Below are 17653 nucleotides of genomic sequence, written 5' to 3' on the forward strand. Positions count from 1 at the left end.
ATTTTTTGACTGACAAAATACTTTTTATCCATTTTATTTTTGAGTAATAAACCCCCTCTGATAACCTCACCTGATAACTTCTGTTATACTGCCTGCTTGATTTTTTGGAGGCAATAATGGACGTATCTTTTTTACTGGACGGCCTAAATGATAAGCAGCGTGAGGCTGTGGGCGCACCTCAATCGAGTATGTTGGTTTTGGCTGGTGCTGGCAGTGGTAAAACTCGTGTATTAACCCACCGTATTGCTTGGTTAATGCAAGTGGAGCAACAAAGCCCGTATGCCATTTTAGCGGTGACTTTTACCAATAAAGCGGCTGCAGAAATGCGCGAACGGGTTGAAAAAGTGGCCGGTGGCAATATGGGGCGTATGTGGATAGGCACCTTTCATGGATTAGCACACCGACTGCTTCGCACTCATTATAAAGAGGTTAATTTACCTCAAAGCTTTCAAATTCTTGATTCAGATGATCAATTAAGACTTATCAAACGTATTTTAAAAAGTTTAAACCTTGATGAAAAGCAATATCCTCCTAGACAAGCGCAGGGTTATATCAATGGTAAAAAAGACTTAGGTTTGAGACCTTCCCATATCGATGCGGGGGGCTTTCCCATTGAACAAAATTTACTCGCTATCTATAAAGTCTATCAAGAGTCTTGCGATCGAGCAGGCTTAGTTGATTTTGCAGAAATTTTGCTGCGAGCCCATGAGCTTTGGCTTAATAAACCCCATATACTTGAGCACTATCAAGATAGGTTTAAGCATATTTTGGTGGACGAGTTTCAAGACACCAATGCGATTCAATATGCTTGGATTCGAGTACTGGCGGGTGCGAAAGCCAATGTGATGATAGTCGGGGATGATGATCAATCTATTTATGGTTGGCGTGGTGCGCAAGTAGAAAACTTACATAAGTTTTTAGCTGATTTTCCTGCGGCACAAACCATACGGTTAGAACAAAATTATCGTTCGACAGGGCATATTTTAAAAGCATCCAATGAATTGATTGCCAATAATGCTGAGCGTTTAGGTAAGAAATTGTGGACAGAAGATAAAGACGGTGAACCTATTGGCCTTTATTGTGCTTTTAATGAAATGGATGAAGCACGCTTTATCGTGGGGTGTATCAGTGAGTGGTTAGACAAGGGCAATAAGTTAGAAGATTGTGCCATTTTATATCGCTCTAACGCTCAATCTCGTGTATTAGAAGAAGCCTTATTGCATAAAGGTTTGGCGTATCGTATCTATGGCGGTCAACGATTCTTTGAACGGCAAGAAATCAAAGATGCCATGGGTTATTTACGTCTAATGAATAATAAAGATGACGATGCGGCATTTGAGCGAGTCGTGAACACTCCCACTCGTGGGATCGGTGGACGGACTTTAGATATTCTGCGTCAAACCGCTAGGCAACATGAATTGACATTATGGCAAGCCTCTCTGCGCTTATTAGACGAAAAGGTTTTAAGCGGTCGAGCGGCAAATGCCGTGCGTGGCTTTATGGATTTGATCGTGAGCATGAGCCAAGATACGACCACACACTCTTTGCATTTAATGACTGATCATGTCATTAGTCATTCTGGTTTGAAAGCCATGTATGAAACTGAAAAAGGAGAAAAAGCCAGAGCTAGAATAGAAAACTTGGAAGAATTAGTGATAGCCGCTCGCAGCTTTGTGATGCCAGAAGAAGGCGAAGATATGGGGGAGCTCAGTGCCTTTTTATCTCATGCGGCGTTGGAGGCTGGAGAAGGGCAAGCGGATGATTTTACTGATGCCGTTCAATTGATGACCTTACATTCAGCGAAAGGACTTGAGTTTCCTATGGTTTTTATGGCAGGTGTCGAAGAAGGGCTTTTTCCAAGTCAAAGAGCCATTGAAGAAGGGGACAGGCTCGATGAAGAGCGCCGTCTTTGCTATGTAGGTATGACACGTGCGATGAAAAAGCTGTATATTTGTTATGCAGAATCTCGCCGATTATACGGTCGAGAAGATTATGCGAGGCCATCACGTTTTATTGGTGAAATTCCTAAAGAACATGTGCAAGAGATTCGGTTAAAAACGAAAGTGTCAAAACCGAACGTGAGCTCATCGAACCGTGAAAGCAGTGTAGGTAATGATTCTGGTTTCAAGATAGGCCAGAAAGTCATGCATCCTAAGTTTGGAGAAGGGATTGTCACCAATTATGAAGGCAGTGGTGCTCAGTCACGTGTTCAAGTTAACTTTGCTGACGTGGGCAGTAAATGGCTAATGTTGACTTATGCAAGATTAGAAGCCTGCTAAGAGACTTGAATGAGAGTGTGAAATTAATGAATATCAAAGAAAGAGCATCGGTTTATATGCGCTTGGCGAGAATGGATCGCCCTATTGGCACTTTTTTATTGCTTTGGCCTTGCTTAATGGCATTGATGTTGGCAGCTGGTGGTATGCCGAACGTTAAAAATATTGTGATTTTTGTGATTGGTGTTTTGGTCATGCGTTCTTGTGGCGATATCATTAACGATTATGCCGATAGGGAGTTAGATGGCCATGTTGAGCGAACAAAGAACCGCCCCTTAGCCAGTGGTGAAGTGAGCAAGAAAGAAGCCTTAGGGTTATTTTTTGCATTGGCTTTTATTGCGTTTTTGCTTGTGTTAATGCTCAATCCTTTAGTGATGAAACTGGCTATTGTCGGGATCATTTTAACCGTTATTTATCCGTTTATGAAGCGGGTGACTAACATGCCGCAAATGTTTCTAGGTATCGTGTGGAGCTGGTCTATTCCCATTGCCTACGCGGCGCAGTTAGGGCATATACCTGCTGAAGCTTGGTGGTTATTTGCAGCAAATTGGTGCTGGACGGTGGCCTATGACACTATGTATGCCATGGCGGATAGGGATGATGATTTAAAGATTGGCATTAAATCAACGGCGATTTTATTTGGTCGTTTTGATCGGCAGATTATTTTAGCTTTTCAAGTTATGGCCTTATTGTGCTTTATTACCGCAGGCTATGTAGCCGAGAGAGGCTGGATTTATGGCTTAGGGATTTTGGCTTTTATTGGTTTTGGTTTATATCAACAGAAACTGATTTTTCATCGTGACAGGTCATTATGTTTAAAGGCTTTTTTAAATAATAATTGGGCCGGAATGAGCTTATTTATTGGTTTAGGGGTAGATTACTGGATAGGGTGAATCAGTTCCACATTGATAGAAGTCGTGCCATGAGTTTTAAGCGCGACTTCTGTTAGTGGCTTAAGCTTTAAGCTGTTACTAATTTATCAAGTTCAGCAGGGCGGTAATACACAGACTTGAGAACTTTTCCTTGGCGAACTATTTTACCTGCCATCTCAACATCTTTTGCACATTTTGCAATAATAAAATCGCCTTTCTTATTGCCTATAATCTCGACACCTTGTTTTGCATAATGGGCGATAGTATCAGCGAGCTCATCTTCATTTCTGCACACTTTACTCATATTGCTTGAATGTACCTCATTCCAACAACTGATGAAGTCAATTTCTCTATTCGCCGCAACATGTAAGAGTAGATCGATTATATAACTGATCTCGATATGATCATTGAGATTGGATGCACCAAGATGGACCAAACGTCCCATTAATACGTAAACACTATCAACAATTGCATCGGCTTGTTCGATTCTTGAATCGGCTTCTGCTAATTCAGTGAGCTCTTCAATTGCTAAGGATGTGTGCAGTGTATCTGCTTTTTCATCGAGGGTTTGTGGTGATTCAATTGGCAAATCGAATGTAGTGCGAAATTCATGGATATCTCTATAAAGATGTTCATATAGAGCAGGAGTCAATGCAGTGAGTTTCATCAATTTGGCCTTGAAACGATGGAAAGATAAAGAGGCTGCAATTTTAAGGGAATCTCCTCCTAATTGAAAGAGGATTATTAGTGGGAGCACTGAGTGAATAGTATAGCAAACGAGCTTGAATGAATTAAAAATGACTTTTCACTAAAAAACGAACTTCTACGGCATTGACGTCTTCACCCCGTGTAAAAGGAAAGGTGAGATCGATATGTGCCACATTACCAAAACTGGCTTTGGACGAATAGATCCTTGCGCCAATGCCAAATACTCCTATAGGGCCAGACACTTCATTATTTTCATCATCCCCGCCGAAGGCTTGACCAATATCGCTAAAAGCGGCCCAGCCTAATTCGGCCAATTGGTAGAGGTTAATATTAGGGTAGTAGCGTAATTCATTGGTGATCAGCCATTGGTTGTCACCCCATTGATAATTATCGGGGTATCCACGAAGTCCTGTGTCATCACCTAATGCAAAGGGCACATCGTAATAATTATTTTGTGAGGTACTGAGCCTGAGTTTGTTATAGATAGTAAATTTGGGATTGATGTGGTAAAAATGTTCACCTGTAGCATTGAGCTGGAAATAGTCTTTTTGACTGGTTGCAAGATCACTATACCCAGAAAAATTGAGCAGATAAAGGTGGTTTTCTTGTTCGTAACCTCGGCTAGCAAGCCATTCTAGATGAAATCCAACAGGTAAATTGTTGCCTAAATCTTTAGTTTCAATGCCGAATTGAGCATAATGATACCAGCCTAAATTAAAGTCTTCATTTTTGTTTATTAAGTAGATATCGTTGAGAACTTTATAATCATCTTGAATATATTCGTATCCTACCCAAGGGAAAAGGAAATCTCTATTTTGAGGAAGTTGTGAGTCTGGGTAATCATCAGTATTCGTGAAATCATTTTTATCTTTAGTTCCCCCGATGATAAAGCGTGATAGTTCAGTATTACTTTTATGGATCAGCCAACCATACTGTAATTCAATGTTGTCTATTTGTTGTTTGAACTCATTAACTTCCTCGCCATTTTGTCTTAAGGTGTCGGTCAATAAATCATCAAGGTACTCAGCTGAATACATTCGCTTTGTTTCTAAGGAGTAAAAGGGGTTATTAAAGTAAATATCTGTCGCTTGGCCATCGTCATTATCATAAAAGGTGGTGGTTAATGTTGCATGCCTTAAGAAATAAACGGGAGTTTCTACTTCAAATTTATAGCCTTTTCTGTCGATATCAGAACTGTATTTCATTTGGGTCTTGATTCCCAGTCCGAGTAAATTATCTTCCTTTATGCCGATAGAGGTGCTGGTATTCCCCCCGCTACTGCCAAAATCGGCTGTGGGTAACAAGGACCAGTTATCCCATGTTTCAACGAGTACGCTTTGGCCTTTCTCTGTGTCGGTTATACTAGGATCTTGTGATGAAAGTGTCACTTTCGCATCGCGAAGGTAGGGTTCTGCTCTTAACAGCCTAGCGGCTTCTTGCAGTTGCTTTAAAGTGACGTCACTGTTTTCATTAAAATTTAGATTTTTACGTATGATCCAATCTCGAGTATTGATGTGTAAGTCATTGGCCCAACGATGGATAAAGAAAGTATCAGGTTGTGAGGTATCAAAGATATTATTGCTTTTAATGACAATTTTATTTATGTGAAGTTTTTTACTGAGATCCGTTTTATCAAGGTTTGATGAGTTTTTAGTCGTTTGATTAGGTTTTACGTTAGTTTTTTTATGGGTATGTCTATTTAAAGGACTTGTCTCTTGAACATAAGCTTTTGTTGAAATTAAGGTTAGAGCCATAACAGTAAATATATAAAATGATATATTCCTCATGGCTCGATCGCCTCCTTGCTGGTGATCTTAAGTAACCTATGTGTTGAGTCAGTAAGATTTATCGTATTAAGTTTATTAATAACAGATGTAAAAGACAGGTTAGTCAAGTTGTCGTGGGAATAAAGCAGTGGAAAAAGAAAAAACAGTGTTTTTTCCTGTCTATAGACGTGGAGCGCTATAGGCATAAAAGTGATTACACTTACCTTAACCTATTGATTTTATATGAATAAGTTAAGGGGTGTTACACTATAAAGTTCGTCTAGGGGGCACTGCCACATTGGCAAAGATGAGTCCTGCGACTAATGACATAAAAATTAAAAATATTTGAGTGCCAATATGAGATTGATTGAGCATAGTTTCACCCAAAATTAATGTGTTGAGACCGATATAGGTTTTACTGCCTGGTACGAGAATGACGATGCCTTGTAATAGAGCGATAGAAGCGGGAGCTTTCATCCATCGAGCAAAGAGATTAGAGTAAATGCCCACAATTAATGCACCAAAAAAGATACCAATGGATTCTCCTAGATATAGGGTGCCTAGTATTGAAGAGAAAAAGGCGACAATGCCCGCTAAAATACCCCATGGAGAATCTTTTATGCGTGCTTTAAAAATAATCACTAAGGCCATGGAAAGTATGGGTACGGCTGACCAGATGGCCCATTGTGGTAAGGATTCTGGTTCCATAAAAGGAGCGGGGTTAAAAAGTGCTCCGGCCATGGCCATGCCTAAAATAGCACCAAAATAGAGTTTAAAGAGTAGCATACAGGCATCCATGATGCGTGCGGTGCCTGAAATGAGATCTCGAGCGGCGAGTTCTGCCAGTCCCAGTGTGAGGGCGAGCCCCGGCACAAAAATAATAATACCAGATAAGATGACCACAGGAATATTGATGTAGTGATCAAATTGTGCCATTGCACAGCTGAAGATGGCGCATAAAATGGCTGCGAGAGGTTCAAGCATTTCCGCCATACGGGGAGAGCGTTCAGCACGGTAGACTAAGCCATAAACCATAAAACCTAGTATTGCTGATGCCAATACATCACTCCAACTGGTTCCCATTAGCATTGCAAAAGCGCCAGTTGAGGTACCATATGCTAAGAAAGTGAGCCCGACTCCATAAGGATTGGGTTTATTGATAATTTCTTCTAATCTTTCCAGGGCTTCGGTGAGACTACGTTTGCCAGAGAGGAGTTCTTCGACTAATTCATCGGTTCTTGCTAAAGCACCGAGATCTAACTCTCCTGGATTCACTCGAGCAAGGTGGTTATATTCTTGTTCAGTATCATGTTGTAATACAAATGTCATGCTCGTAGGGGAAATCAAAAAATAGCCTTCGATCCCCAATAAATGAGATACAGATTGTAAGTGTGCTTCGAGTCGGTATGCAGGCGTGCCAAACTTATGTAAAGCTTTTCCTAATTTTATGATAAATTTGCGTTTTTTTATAAATTGTTCGTTATCCACTGTTGCTTTTCACTATTATAAAGAAGGGTTGTGATGCGGATCCCGACCATAAATTAAAAGTCGGTGTTAAGTGCTTGCTATTTATACCCGTGATACTTCAAGATGCATGTTTTCAGAGTGCGTAAAAGTGCCTAATTCAAGGCGTATTATTGCCGAAATGCTGATTGCCTTTTAAGATGATACAACGCAGAAGTCGGTGCTTTTACACATTCCCAAAGGGCTGGTTTAAAAGCCTTTTATACTGTGTTATTAAACAACGACTTAGAATGACTAGGCTCGATGTTCAATGCCTTGTCTAAAAGGCTTTTAACTCCAGCTGAATCCTGCAGCTTGAAGTATCACGGGTATAGGTTGGTAATATTACTCTATTTACGTTAGAAAAGGAGAAAGCAATTGTTAATATTATTAACTTAATTTGAAATGGGTTGAGTTAGAAAACAAAATTATTTTAAGAGGGATAGAGATGTCACTTGCTATTACAGGTTTTTATGCCAGTTTGACGGCTTTACTGGTTATTATTTTTGCTTATCGAGTTATCCGATTAAGGCGTGAACATAAAATAGGTGTCGGTGTTGAGGATAATACACCATTACTGATAGCCACTCGAGTGCATGGGAATATGTTAGAAAATGCCCCTTTGACCCTCATTTTGATGATGGCGACGGAAATCAATGGCATGTCACCTACCTTGTTACATTGTTTCGGAAGTGTGTGGATAGTTTCGCGTTTATTACATGCGGTTGGACTTACCTTAGGTAAAGGAGGAGCGCATTTTGGGCGATATTGGGGAACGTTACTGACTTGGTTAGTCATGTTGGGCTTAGTTGTTGTCAATTGCATTCAATTTTTTGATCCTATGTAGCTCGATACTTATGAGCTAGGATGTCTTTAGTCGGGGTGAAGATAAGTTCCAATTTGGGGATCGCTCTTATTTCAGTGTATAATTCGCCCCCCTGAGTGGAAAGGCAAGTGGGCTTTTCTGCTTTGACTCAGATTATTAGGCTTTTTATCTCATGCAAGTTGAATCGACTCTATTTACTTATCCTAAATATTGGGCGGAGTGTTATGGCACTGCTCCCTTTTTACCTATGTCTCGAAAAGAGATGGATCAATTGGGATGGGATAGTTGTGACATCATCATAGTGACAGGTGATGCTTATGTTGATCACCCTAGTTTTGGTATGGCGGTGCTAGGACGATTACTTGAAGCACAAGGCTTTAGGGTTGGCATTATTGCGCAGCCTGATTGGTCGAGTAAAGCTGATTTCATGCAACTGGGGCAGCCTAATTTATTTTTTGGCGTCACAGCTGGCAATATGGATTCAATGATCAACCGCTATACAGCGGATCGACGATTACGCCATGATGATGCTTATACACCTGGAAACGTTGGAGGCAAGCGGCCTGATCGCGCCGTTACTGTGTATACTCAACGTTGCAAAGAAGCCTATAAAACCAGTCCAGTGGTGATTGGTGGTATTGAAGCCAGTCTACGCCGAATAGCCCATTACGATTATTGGTCAGATAAAGTTCGTCGCAGTGTATTGTTTGATTCGAAAGCCGATATTTTAGTGTACGGCAATGCCGAAAGGCCTATTGTTGATATTGCGCATCGCATTGCAGCCGGAGAGTCTGTTGCTGATTTAAATGATATACGGGGTACGGCGGTATTACGTAAAACGCCATTAGAGCAGTGGCGAGGCATGGATTCTCGTAAGCTTGATCAATTGCATAAGATCGAGCCTTTAGCGAATCCTTATGGGGCAGATGATGTAGGTTGCAGTAATTTCTCAGGTCCTAGTGATGCAAAAATATTTGATAATGACAAGCCTAAAGCTATTAGCGTACAGCCACCACGCCCTAAGCCTTGGGAAAAAACCTATGTATTACTACCTGCTTTTGAAAAAGTAATACAAGATAAATACTTATATGCTCATGCTTCACGTATTTTGCATCAAGAAACAAACCCAGGTTGTGCAAGGGCGCTATACCAGCCTCATGGCGAGCGTGCTGTATGGGTTAATCCTCCTGCATGGCCATTAAATACTGATGAGATGGACGCTGTTTTTGATTTACCTTATCAGCGTGTTGCCCATCCGGTTTATGGTAACTATAAAATTCCTGCTTATGACATGATTAAGACCTCGGTCAACATTATGCGTGGCTGTTTTGGTGGTTGTTCATTTTGTTCTATTACAGAACATGAAGGCCGAATTATTCAAAGTCGCTCACAAGAGTCTATTGTGCGTGAAATTGGTGAAATACGAGATAAAGTGCCAGGTTTTACAGGGGTTATTTCTGACTTAGGTGGACCGACGGCGAATATGTATCGTTTGGGGTGCAAGAGCGAGAAAGCCGAGAAAACCTGTCGTCGTTTATCTTGTGTTTTCCCGTCTATTTGTGGTCATTTAGATACGGATCATCAAGCGACAATTGATCTTTATCGTGCGGCACGTGATGTACCGGGTATTAAGAAAATTCTGATTGCATCGGGTGTTCGCTATGATTTAGCCATTGAAGATCCCCGTTATGTGAAAGAATTGGCTAAGCATCATGTTGGAGGTTATTTAAAAATTGCTCCAGAACATACCGAAGAAGGGCCATTAAGTAAGATGATGAAGCCAGGTATGGGCACATACGATAAGTTTAAAGAACTGTTTGATAAGTATTCCAAAGAGGCTGGCAAAAAGCAGTATTTAATTCCTTATTTTATCTCTGCGCATCCTGGTACGACCAATGAGGATATGGTGAATCTGGCGCTATGGTTAAAGGGGGAAAAATTTAAACTGGATCAGGTACAGAACTTTTATCCTTCTCCTATGGCTAATGCCACAACGATTTATCATACTGAGTTGAATTCATTAAAAAATGTTAAGCATACTAGCGAGACAGTTTCGGTGCCGAAAAAGGGAAGGCAACGCCGATTGCATAAAGCCTTACTGCGTTATCATGATCCTGCAGGTTGGCCGCTTATTCGAGAAGCGCTTGTTGATATGAATAAAGCACATTTAATTGGTAATGGCGCGAATTGCTTAGTTCCTGCTGAAACACGTCATGAACAGCAACGTCATAAGCCTAAAGGAGCAACAAAAGGCAAGCAAGGATTAACGCGTTTTTCACAGGATCAGTTTGCTTCAAAAAGCAGCGATAACAAACAAAGTGCTCGAGCTTCAAACAGAAGTAGCAAGAATAAACAATCCACTATTAAAGGCCAAGCTAGAGCCAATGTTTGGGGGACAACGCCGAAGCATCAAAGGTAAATTGAAATCGGTTAAAGTCAGTTGAGTCGCGCAGCCCAGCTGGCTTTTTTATTTTAAATGGCGATTAAAAGTGGATATTTGTTTCATTAAAAAGATCAGTCTCTTTTGTCAAAAGTAAACTTTTGTCCTGCTAATGTCGCTTCATACATTAAGCCGCCTTTAGCCAGTGTAAAGGTGGCCATACCATTAACATAAGAAGCGGCGGCCGCCGATTTTCCTGCGCTAGCAGAATTGCCTGTTGTGCTGGTTTGCGCATTGGCGCCAATAACAATGGCGACGGCAGAGGCTTGAGCACTGAATTCAAAATTCCCACTGGTGAATTTTTGATACGCATCTTCATTTTTGAAGAAAATGATTTCACTATAGGCTTGTCCGCCGAGCTGAAAGCCGACAGAGAGTTGTGTCATGGTGGTATCACCTGTGATCCTATCATTTTTGTAGACATGACCCTCACCATAGGCGCCTCCAACAACAAAACCTCCTTTACCTACGGTAGGAAAAAGGGCGTAACCGTAGGCAGTATTAAAGAAGTGACGTGTCTCTTTTGCTTTTTTGAAGTTGCATATGGCTTTTTGATAAGAATCATCTATTCGGTAGCAATCATTTTCATTATTGCTATTGTTGGCTAACGCTTGTGTCGTAAAAAAGAGACTTAACATCATCAAGAATAAGGCAGTCGTTTTTGACATAAGGTGTTTCATTGCTGTCTCCAAAATAAAATGTGAGCATTAAGCATACGCACAGCTTAGCTAAAAATGAACAGCCATTGATTAAAAAGTGATCTTTATGCGGGTTATTTTTCAACATGTCAGCCCTGATTCAGCGATATATAGCGTTGAATAATGGGGTCATACACCCTAACTCTTGTTTATTACTTGATGTATAAAGTCGAGTTCCTCTTCAGTAAGTAAGTGAGCTTGTGTTGTTGCCGAAAGAGCGATTGGATTCATTGATGACTGATTTTGATCTCTCATATAAGCTATATCGGTCATTTGTTTTAAGCCATAAAATGCCAGTATGTATAAAGATATTAACAAAATGATTTGAGTTAATAGTAAATTAAAGACGGTAATCCTATTATCAGTATAAAAAGGAAGCATAAGTAATAGATTTATGACCAGCCAATTCATGATAAGAGCAAAAGTTAAAATGAGTAACCATTTAAATTTTATATGGTGTAATGCTGAATTTTCCAGTGGACTTTTACTGAGTAATAATTTATTTAATAGTCTGAATATTAAAATAAAATAAAAAACCGCTTGAAGGCTCAATAATCCAGGGAAAACAATAAAAATAATATTGAAATTTTTTACTATTCCAATATTTTCAAATGAATTAACGGCTATAAATCTATGGTTACTCAAAGTTAGCACAAGCAGAATAACAATACCGACAGTGGGATAGAAATGTTTCCAATTGAAGTTATCATGACTTGACGATGTTACATGCTCCTTACAGTATAAGTACATTAATGGCATGAATAAGAAATAAATAGGCATGATAAGTGTAAACAATATATTAATAGGGATAGATGTGTTGTGTTGACTGATGAGCCCAGTGAAAAAATACAGCGCCAATAGCCCTGTTATATAGGTGAGTAAATGATGTTTTTTTGTTCTAGGTTGATGAATAAAGCGAATGTAAGTACAAAGTATTAAGCAATGAAGCCCGCCTAGTAGTGGGAGCCAAAGATAAGCTTGGAAGAAAAACGGATTGAATTCATTCATTATGAGCATTGGTTATTAATGTCATTACGGGCTTATATAATATTAAATAGAAACAATAATATAAACCTATATATAAATAATTTTCATATGTTTATATTATGGTGATTTCTATAAATAATTTGTTTTTTAATAAAGCAGAGTGGTAATAAAGTTTCAATTGTATAGTGATTGTTAGAAAATTATTTTAAACAATATACTATGATTTTTATAGTTGAGATTTTTATATGTATTTTGATTACTTGCGTTTAATTGATCCAAGGAAGATAGAATGAAAATTATTGCCATCATTATTATTGTCTTAATAGGGGTTTATCTTTATCGGCGAAATAAAGCCATTTCAACGCCAGAGGCGACTGTTAACGATGATTCTTCTCAGTTTAATGAGAAATCAGAAGGTTTATCGACGCCTAAATTTGAAGAGCTGGTTCAGGACTCGAAGACAGAGTCTCAGGCAGTCTTTGATACACAAACCTTTATGCTTTTTGATAAAGCGAATGATCGGCTTAAAAAGCATGTTGATAATATCGAGCAAGCTGAAATATTGGAAGATGAATATAGGGCTATGATAGCGGCGATCGCTGAATGTTATAAGCAAAAGAAAGATATGGAATATGTTAAATTTGGCGTAAGTTTATCATCTGCTTTTTTATGTTTATGTGAGAGGATCAGTAAAGATGGATCTTTGATAGATTTGAAAGGTGTCAGCTTTATGCAGTTAGCCACTTTACTTAATGATAAAGGAGATTTTGATGAGGCCATTGCTATGTGCCAGCAAGCAATGGATTATGGATTAACTGATGGGACTGTGAGTGGTTTTTCTGGTCGTAAAAGTCGAATAGAGAAAGCAAAAATGAGAGATGAAAAATAGTGATTAAAATTAATACCACCAAAGATCAACAGGTTCTGGTTTATCGAGTATACTGAGACTGCCGAGAAGGATGACTTCTTAAAATTGCCGCAGTTGACTCGAGTATGACAACGACCTTTTGAGTCGCAAGCTAATTTGTCTGCTTTCGCTCGAAAATCGACCTATGATGAAGCGGGAATAATAATGTCTTGCAGCAGTTGAGAAGAATGATATGAACATAAAAGCAATACAGCTTAATGAAGTACAATTAAGCTTATCTATTTTGGCGAATGTGGATTTTGAGCATTTTGCCGATTTTGCCGAGCCATTGGTCAGACAATTAGATTGCCATGTTATTGAGCGGCAATGGGGAGCCGATCGCCATCAATGGTTATTGGATTTTGAAGGCTGCCAGCTACAATTACATTATGAATTTTATGGTGATATATGTTGGCTGTCGGTGTCAAAAGAGGAAGATATTGAGGTGCTCATCTATTTAGCTGGGCAACTAAAACCTTATGTTGCGCTAAATGAGTGAAAGAATAAACATGAATAAACAAGGGCTAAATGTGCCAGTACAAAGCGAGTTTCATTACCAAGCCTTGACACCGGATCTTATTTTAACGGCTATAGAATCATTAGGTATTTATCCTGAAACTGGGTTGTTGGCATTGAACAGTTATGAAAATAGAGTGTATCAATTTCGGTGTGATCGTGGTCAGCGTTATGTGGTGAAATTTTATCGTCCAGAACGTTGGAGTACTGAGCAAATTCAAGAAGAGCATGACTTTTCAGTGGCTTTAGTGGCAGAAGAAGTACCCATTGCAGCACCTGTTATGATTAATAATCAATCCTTGCATGTGTATGATGGGTTTAAATTTGCGTTATATCCTTCTATTGGTGGGCGCTCATTTGAAGTGGATAATCTTGAACAGCTCGAAATGGCGGGACGATTTATTGGACGGATCCATCAATATTCATCACAGAAGGTGTTTCAATATAGGGATAGAATGTCACCTCAATTATTGGGAGATGAGTCATTAGCTTGGTTAAAAGCTTCTGGTCATGTTCCAGAAACTTTAAGTCAGGCGTATTTTACTGTTGTTGAGCAAGTGCTTGAAAAAGCCCGTGGCCTATGGGAAAGCGTTGAGGTATCAGAGATACGCTTACATGGAGATTTACATCCAAGTAATATTTTATGGACCCCTAATGACGGCCCAAGTTTTGTGGATCTAGATGATGCACGAACGGGGCCTGCCATACAAGATTTGTGGATGTTGCTTTCGGGAGATAGGCCGCAACAATTGATGCAACTTGAAGTGATTTTGGAAGCATATGAAGAATTTTGTGACTTTGATACACGGCAATTAGCGTTAATCGAACCATTACGTGCGATGCGCATGTTGCATTATAACGCTTGGTTGAGTCGGCGTTGGCTTGATCCTGCTTTTCCAATGAATTTCCCTTGGTTTGGGCAGGATAAGTATTGGGAGCAGCAAATTTTAGCGTTTAAAGAACAGCTCGCTGCATTGAACGAGGCGCCATTGAGTTTAATACCTCAATACTAAAGCCCAGTTGACTCAGTCAGTAATATATTATTACGGTTTTGAAATACAGTGCAAAGCACACTATGATATGCTGCAATTGAACATTATTTTATTTGAAGTCGACAAGGAATAAGCATGAAAAAAGCATTCATTATTGCAGTGGCATTACTGATGACACCTTTGCTATCAATCGCTGATACTGCGCCAGTTAAACCTGATGTTTCTAAGCCTGTAGTAACATCAAAATATAAAGAAGGTGTACATTATACTGTGATTAATCAAGGGCCTGCTACAAGCAAGCCTGAGATTACGGAGTTTTTCTCTTTCTATTGTCCCCATTGTTATACTTTTCAAAAAACGGAAGTACCAAAAATTAAGAAGCGTTTACCCGCAGGTGTGACGTTTAAACAAGTGCAAGTTGACTTTTTAGGCGGCAAAGGAAAAGGCGGCGTGAACATGGGAGATGTCATGGCTCGTGCTTTTGCGGTTGCTCAGCTGTTAAAGGTTGAAGATAAAATTGAGCCTGCTATCTTTTCTGCCATTCATGATAAAAGACAACGTTTTACGAGTTTAGATGACGTCAGAGCATTATTTGTGGCTAATGGGGTCGATGGGGCTGAATTTGATGCGGCTGCTAACTCTTTTATGGTCAATGCGCAAATGGCACAAATGGTTCGCGAAACGAAAGATGCGGGTATTAATGGTGTGCCGACATTGATCGTTAATGGTAAATATCGTGTCGAAACCGGTGCGATTAAATCTTATGATGACATGCTCAACATTGCTTTTTATCTTACCACTCTGAAATAAGCACTGTGAGTTAAGCCCTTTTACTCTTTAAAAAGAAGCCATTTGGCTTCTTTTTTTATCTATTTGTCTAACAGCTTAATGTGAATCAATCTTTTATATTGTTACCTTATTTTATTGAAAACTAAATGAATTAGAAAATATTGTTTGATGATAGTGATCGTTAAGCAATGTCTGGTTCTTAGTTATACGAGTATTTTGGAAGCATATAATGAAGAAGATTTTTTGGTTTATGGTGACTTTGTTATCCATGACGTTGAATGTGTTAGCAACAGAGTATAAAGAAGGTGTGCATTATACGGTTATTCGTGAACAGCCATCTTTAACGCCCGAAATTACCAGTTTTTTTTCATTTTATTGCGGGCATTGTTATCAATTTTCTCAGATGGAAGTGCCAAAAATGAAAGCTCAGCTTCCTCAGGGGGTGAGCTTTAAGCAAGTACAAGTTGCCGCTGTGGGAGGGGCAATGGGGGAAGAAATGACTAAAGCCTTTGCCATTGCGCAATTATTGAATGTGGAAGACGTTATTGAAGGGGCGTTATTTCGTGCTGTGCATGAGCAGAAGGTACGTTTTACTCAATTAGATGATATTAAAAAAGTCTTTGTTGACAATGGCGTTGATAGTGCTGATTTTGATGCCGCTGCAGCATCTTTTATGGTCAGTAGTAAAGTCGCTCAAATGAAACAAGCGGTAACAGAGGCAGGTATTGTAGGCGTGCCGACGTTAATTGTTAATGGCAAGTATCGCATCGAAACTGGAGCTATTAAATCTTATGATGAAATGAGGCAAATAGCCTATTATTTAACAGGGTTGAAGTAGGGCCTAAAAGAAAAAAGCCGTACTTCATTTTTGTGAGAAGTACGGCTATAAGCGTTATTCGCTCAATATTACCCTGAGTAACTCATGAAATTTAACAGAGAGTCATTTTTTTGGCAAGCGCCATTTTCTTATTTATGCGAACTATTTATCTGATTGGTAAGGTTAAATTGATTTTTTATGCTGTAAACATGATTAAATTTAGTTTTTGTTTGTAAAAAGTGCAACTCACCTTCTATTGTTAGTGTCGAAGAATAAGAAAGACGTTAAGTGATATTCAACATGTATTTTGCGTTTTTGAAATGTGTTAATTTTAAATCATTATAGGAGGCGTTTTATGAGGGTATTTCCCGTTTATGCACCAAAATTGATTGTTAAACACGTGCGGATTTTTTTGAAAGGATCCATTTGGATCAGAGGATTAGGAAGATTAGAGTTTGCAAAGGGGAAAGTGTTATTACCAAAGAAAAGCCTGCCAAGTGTTCAGCAGGCTATTAATGAACTCAATGAGCTAATTGAGTTGCAAAACCTTGAAGCACAAGCAAGCTAATAATTAGCTAACCTCTTCATTGAGTAAACCAACTAATCCGGTCACTTTCTCATTCCAAGAAGTGAGCTCTTGTTGCAAATGTTGGTTTTTCTCTATTAATGACTTACTTGATTGTCTTTCTTCTTCAAGCTCCATTTTCAATAATTCAATGGTTTCAAGGGCAGTTTGGATTTTAGTTTCTAGTTTTGATAATAATTCAAGGCTCATGGGAGTTCCTTTTGTGTCAAGATTACAAATACTGATTCTAGCAGTGAGACAGGCGTAGTGAATAGCCAATTCTTTCAAGTGATGAAAAAAAGTTCAATAAAGGGTTTTTATGCCAAAAAAAACCCCTTTTAAGGGGCTTTGTCATGATGGTTCTTTTTAGAAGCGATAATCTACGCCGAGATAGACTTGTTGTGAATTATCAAAAGAGAAAGCGCCTTCAGAGTAATCTTGTTTTAAGTAGCGGTAACCGACTTCGGTACTTAATTTGGAATCGAGTTTATATTGTAAACCTGTTTGACCACCCCATACGAATCGATTTACTGAATTGAGATAAGGTGTATCAGGACTGATGTGGTTCACACCTGCTGTTGCGCCGACAAACCAGTTTAATTTTTGATCGCTAGAAACGGGAATAAGAAAATCGTAAGAGACAAGTCCCATTTGCTGCTTTGCAAAATCATCATCATTAAAAGAATAAGTCAAATATAGACGTGCTTCTTCGTTGATGTAAGTACCTGCACGTAATTGATGGGTTGGATCATTTACATTTTTTGAATAACCACCACCGACGTCATAATTATTTTGTTGGTTACCGTAAGCGGCACCGACGAAATTATTGGCTGCCATGGCTGGAATAGAAAGCGTTGCTGCAACTACAGATGCTAAAACAAGATATTTTGTTTTCATCATTGACTCCGCGATATTATTAGACCTTTTTTCTCGCAACATCATAGGAGAGAGCAGCTGAATAATGACTGAATATTTTACTCATTGAATTTTA

General features: G+C 39.2%; 17 protein-coding genes. 10 read left to right on the top strand and 7 right to left on the bottom strand.

Features of this window, described 5'->3' with window-relative positions; all coding sequences use genetic code 11:
• Window positions 1–116: 116 nt before the first annotated feature.
• Both uvrD and ubiA read left to right on the top strand, forming a co-directional pair.
• The gene (gene uvrD / locus Q0791_RS06480; RefSeq protein WP_299003967.1) at window positions 117–2279 is read left to right on the top strand and encodes a DNA helicase II; all 2163 of its coding nucleotides are present in this window, start codon (window positions 117–119) and stop codon (window positions 2277–2279) included.
• A gap of 26 nt (window positions 2280–2305) precedes the next feature.
• Window positions 2306–3169, top strand: coding sequence for a 4-hydroxybenzoate octaprenyltransferase (gene ubiA, locus Q0791_RS06485; protein ID WP_299003969.1), 864 nt, complete (start codon window positions 2306–2308; stop codon window positions 3167–3169).
• Window positions 3170–3236: 67 nt separating this feature from the next.
• Here the strand turns inward: ubiA and Q0791_RS06490 are convergent, their stop codons facing one another.
• From Q0791_RS06490 to Q0791_RS06500, 3 genes are all read right to left on the bottom strand, one after another.
• A complete protein-coding gene (locus Q0791_RS06490) occupies window positions 3237–3815 on the bottom strand; it encodes a nucleoside triphosphate pyrophosphohydrolase family protein (protein WP_299003971.1) in 579 nt (192 codons plus the stop codon).
• 124 nt (window positions 3816–3939) lie between these two features.
• Window positions 3940–5643, bottom strand: a complete 1704-nt coding sequence (locus Q0791_RS06495) for a ShlB/FhaC/HecB family hemolysin secretion/activation protein (protein ID WP_299003973.1) — start codon at window positions 5641–5643, stop codon at window positions 3940–3942.
• Window positions 5644–5889: 246 nt separating this feature from the next.
• On the bottom strand, window positions 5890–7110 hold the full coding sequence (locus Q0791_RS06500; protein WP_299003975.1) for a threonine/serine exporter family protein: 1221 nt from the start codon (window positions 7108–7110) through the stop codon (window positions 5890–5892).
• Between the two features lie 463 nt (window positions 7111–7573).
• Between Q0791_RS06500 and Q0791_RS06505 the strand changes: the two genes are divergently transcribed.
• Together Q0791_RS06505 and Q0791_RS06510 are read left to right on the top strand one after the other, a co-directional pair.
• Window positions 7574–7972 (top strand): MAPEG family protein, encoded by a 399-nt coding sequence (locus tag Q0791_RS06505; protein WP_299003979.1) that lies wholly within the window; start codon window positions 7574–7576, stop codon window positions 7970–7972.
• 151 nt (window positions 7973–8123) lie between these two features.
• Window positions 8124–10370: a YgiQ family radical SAM protein gene (locus Q0791_RS06510; protein ID WP_299003981.1), complete on the top strand. Its 2247-nt coding sequence runs from the start codon at window positions 8124–8126 to the stop codon at window positions 10368–10370.
• A 95-nt stretch (window positions 10371–10465) separates the two neighbouring features.
• Here the strand turns inward: Q0791_RS06510 and Q0791_RS06515 are convergent, their stop codons facing one another.
• Together Q0791_RS06515 and Q0791_RS06520 are read right to left on the bottom strand one after the other, a co-directional pair.
• Complete coding sequence (locus tag Q0791_RS06515) at window positions 10466–11059, bottom strand: lipid-binding SYLF domain-containing protein (protein ID WP_299003983.1); 594 nt, start codon at window positions 11057–11059, stop codon at window positions 10466–10468.
• Between the two features lie 168 nt (window positions 11060–11227).
• Window positions 11228–12097, bottom strand: a complete 870-nt coding sequence (locus tag Q0791_RS06520; RefSeq protein WP_299003984.1) for a hypothetical protein — start codon at window positions 12095–12097, stop codon at window positions 11228–11230.
• A gap of 268 nt (window positions 12098–12365) precedes the next feature.
• Here Q0791_RS06520 and Q0791_RS06525 point away from each other — a divergent pair, with 268 nt between their 5' ends.
• The 6 genes from Q0791_RS06525 to Q0791_RS06550 all read left to right on the top strand — a co-directional run bounded on the left by Q0791_RS06525 (window position 12366) and on the right by Q0791_RS06550 (window position 16665).
• Window positions 12366–12965 carry a hypothetical protein gene (locus tag Q0791_RS06525; protein ID WP_299003986.1) on the top strand — a complete coding sequence of 200 codons (600 nt, stop codon included), beginning with the start codon at window positions 12366–12368 and terminating at the stop codon, window positions 12963–12965.
• A 211-nt stretch (window positions 12966–13176) separates the two neighbouring features.
• Complete coding sequence (locus Q0791_RS06530) at window positions 13177–13482, top strand: DUF3630 family protein (protein ID WP_299003988.1); 306 nt, start codon at window positions 13177–13179, stop codon at window positions 13480–13482.
• A gap of 10 nt (window positions 13483–13492) precedes the next feature.
• Window positions 13493–14512 carry a serine/threonine protein kinase gene (locus tag Q0791_RS06535; protein ID WP_299003990.1) on the top strand — a complete coding sequence of 340 codons (1020 nt, stop codon included), beginning with the start codon at window positions 13493–13495 and terminating at the stop codon, window positions 14510–14512.
• A gap of 114 nt (window positions 14513–14626) precedes the next feature.
• Window positions 14627–15301: a thiol:disulfide interchange protein DsbA/DsbL gene (locus tag Q0791_RS06540; protein ID WP_299003992.1), complete on the top strand. Its 675-nt coding sequence runs from the start codon at window positions 14627–14629 to the stop codon at window positions 15299–15301.
• Between the two features lie 208 nt (window positions 15302–15509).
• Window positions 15510–16118, top strand: coding sequence for a thiol:disulfide interchange protein DsbA/DsbL (locus tag Q0791_RS06545; RefSeq protein ID WP_299003994.1), 609 nt, complete (start codon window positions 15510–15512; stop codon window positions 16116–16118).
• 334 nt (window positions 16119–16452) lie between these two features.
• On the top strand, window positions 16453–16665 hold the full coding sequence (locus Q0791_RS06550) for a DUF1107 domain-containing protein (protein WP_299003996.1): 213 nt from the start codon (window positions 16453–16455) through the stop codon (window positions 16663–16665).
• Between the two features lie 3 nt (window positions 16666–16668).
• On the opposite strand, the gene Q0791_RS06555 is transcribed toward Q0791_RS06550, so the two are convergent.
• Together Q0791_RS06555 and Q0791_RS06560 are read right to left on the bottom strand one after the other, a co-directional pair.
• Window positions 16669–16872 carry a cell division protein ZapB gene (locus tag Q0791_RS06555; RefSeq protein ID WP_298773662.1) on the bottom strand — a complete coding sequence of 68 codons (204 nt, stop codon included), beginning with the start codon at window positions 16870–16872 and terminating at the stop codon, window positions 16669–16671.
• A gap of 156 nt (window positions 16873–17028) precedes the next feature.
• Complete coding sequence (locus tag Q0791_RS06560) at window positions 17029–17562, bottom strand: outer membrane beta-barrel protein (RefSeq protein WP_299003998.1); 534 nt, start codon at window positions 17560–17562, stop codon at window positions 17029–17031.
• Window positions 17563–17653 lie beyond the last annotated feature (91 nt).

The organism is uncultured Shewanella sp., from assembly GCF_947495455.1.
Classification (GTDB): Bacteria; Pseudomonadota; Gammaproteobacteria; order Enterobacterales; family Shewanellaceae; genus Shewanella.

Coding starts and splice junctions, on each gene's coding strand:
- uvrD (WP_299003967.1), top strand. CDS start 117: ATGGACGTATCTTTTTTACTGGACGGCCTAAATGATAAGCAGCGTGAG.
- ubiA (WP_299003969.1), top strand. CDS start 2,306: ATGAATATCAAAGAAAGAGCATCGGTTTATATGCGCTTGGCGAGAATG.
- Q0791_RS06490 (WP_299003971.1), bottom strand. CDS start 3,815: ATGAAACTCACTGCATTGACTCCTGCTCTATATGAACATCTTTATAGA.
- Q0791_RS06495 (WP_299003973.1), bottom strand. CDS start 5,643: ATGAGGAATATATCATTTTATATATTTACTGTTATGGCTCTAACCTTA.
- Q0791_RS06505 (WP_299003979.1), top strand. CDS start 7,574: ATGTCACTTGCTATTACAGGTTTTTATGCCAGTTTGACGGCTTTACTG.
- Q0791_RS06510 (WP_299003981.1), top strand. CDS start 8,124: ATGCAAGTTGAATCGACTCTATTTACTTATCCTAAATATTGGGCGGAG.
- Q0791_RS06515 (WP_299003983.1), bottom strand. CDS start 11,059: ATGTCAAAAACGACTGCCTTATTCTTGATGATGTTAAGTCTCTTTTTT.
- Q0791_RS06520 (WP_299003984.1), bottom strand. CDS start 12,097: ATGAATGAATTCAATCCGTTTTTCTTCCAAGCTTATCTTTGGCTCCCA.
- Q0791_RS06525 (WP_299003986.1), top strand. CDS start 12,366: ATGAAAATTATTGCCATCATTATTATTGTCTTAATAGGGGTTTATCTT.
- Q0791_RS06530 (WP_299003988.1), top strand. CDS start 13,177: ATGAACATAAAAGCAATACAGCTTAATGAAGTACAATTAAGCTTATCT.
- Q0791_RS06535 (WP_299003990.1), top strand. CDS start 13,493: ATGAATAAACAAGGGCTAAATGTGCCAGTACAAAGCGAGTTTCATTAC.
- Q0791_RS06540 (WP_299003992.1), top strand. CDS start 14,627: ATGAAAAAAGCATTCATTATTGCAGTGGCATTACTGATGACACCTTTG.
- Q0791_RS06545 (WP_299003994.1), top strand. CDS start 15,510: ATGAAGAAGATTTTTTGGTTTATGGTGACTTTGTTATCCATGACGTTG.
- Q0791_RS06550 (WP_299003996.1), top strand. CDS start 16,453: ATGAGGGTATTTCCCGTTTATGCACCAAAATTGATTGTTAAACACGTG.
- Q0791_RS06555 (WP_298773662.1), bottom strand. CDS start 16,872: ATGAGCCTTGAATTATTATCAAAACTAGAAACTAAAATCCAAACTGCC.
- Q0791_RS06560 (WP_299003998.1), bottom strand. CDS start 17,562: ATGATGAAAACAAAATATCTTGTTTTAGCATCTGTAGTTGCAGCAACG.